The sequence below is a fragment of the Rhodoplanes roseus genome (genome assembly GCF_003258865.1).
Classification (GTDB): domain Bacteria; phylum Pseudomonadota; class Alphaproteobacteria; order Rhizobiales; family Xanthobacteraceae; genus Rhodoplanes; species Rhodoplanes roseus.
In genome coordinates this window covers 1-1,057 of the sequence record NZ_NPEX01000593.1, presented here as the reverse complement: position 1 = coordinate 1,057, position 1,057 = coordinate 1, and the positions used below count along the sequence as shown (strand labels likewise).

The following is a 1,057-nucleotide window of genomic DNA, read 5'->3' as shown; positions in this document are numbered from 1 at the left end:
TAGAGCGGTTCCCGATCTGAGTGAATCGCGATGGATTCCCAAATCGGTTCGAAGATGATTCAAGCTGTCTGCCGGAGAACGGAGGCCGGCAGGCATGTCGCGAGCCCTTTCTCTCGATCTGCGGACGCGGGTTCTGAAGGCGGTGGCCGAAGGGATGTCGCACCGGCAAGCCGGTGAGCGGTTCGGGGTCAGCGCGGCGAGCGTCAGCCGGTGGCGACGGCGGGCCGAGGTCCAGGGGGACGCCCGGCCGAAGGCGCTCGGTGGCGATCGCCGGTCCGGCCGGATCGAGGCCTGCAAGGACCTGATCCTGGGCGTGATCGCCGATACGCCGGACATCACCATCGAGGAACTCCGCCGGACCCTCGCGGGCCAGGGGCACACGTTCGGCTTCGGCACGATCCAACGGTTCTTCGAGCGTCACCGGATCACGCGTAAAAAAAGACCGGGCATGCCAGCGAGCAGGATCGTCCCGACATCGTGAGGCGCCGGCAGGCCTGGTTCGACGGCCAGCTCGACCTCGACCCCGAACGGCTGGTGTTCATCGACGAGACGTGGGCCTCCACCAACATGGCCCGACGCTACGGCCGGGCGCCGCGAGGCGAGCGCCTGCGGGTCGGCATTCCGCACGGACACTGGAAGACGACCACGTTCGTGGCCGGGCTCACCTGCCGAGGCATGATCGCCCCGTTCGTCCTCGACGGCGCGATCAACCGCGATGCCTTCGAGACCTATGTCGCGTGCGTTCTGGTTCCCGCGCTCAGGCCCGGCGACGTCGTCATCATGGACAATCTCTCGAGCCACAAGGGCCCCGCAGTCCGCGCGATGATCGAGGCGGCGGGCGCGAGCCTTCTCTACCTGCCGCCCTACAGCCCCGACTTCAATCCGATCGAAAACGCCTTCTCCAAGCTGAAGGCCAATCTGCGCAAAGCCGCCGAGCGAACCGTAGACGGCCTCTGGGCCGCGATCGGCGGCCTCGTCCGCACCTTCACACCCGGAGAATGCGCAAACTATTTCGCCAACGCGGGATACGATGCAGCATGATCGGATTCCGCTCTAG

The 1,057-nt window shown here is 66.3% G+C and carries 1 protein-coding gene; it reads left to right on the top strand.

What is annotated here, in order from left to right:
• Positions 1 to 94 precede the first annotated feature (94 nt).
• Positions 95 to 1,041 (top strand): IS630 family transposase gene (locus tag CH341_RS31470; RefSeq protein ID WP_111423657.1). Its coding sequence is split into 2 segments (ribosomal slippage): positions 95 to 443 and positions 443 to 1,041, totalling 948 coding nucleotides; the frame shifts between segments, so codons are not numbered across the junction.
• Positions 1,042 to 1,057: the final 16 nt, after the last annotated feature.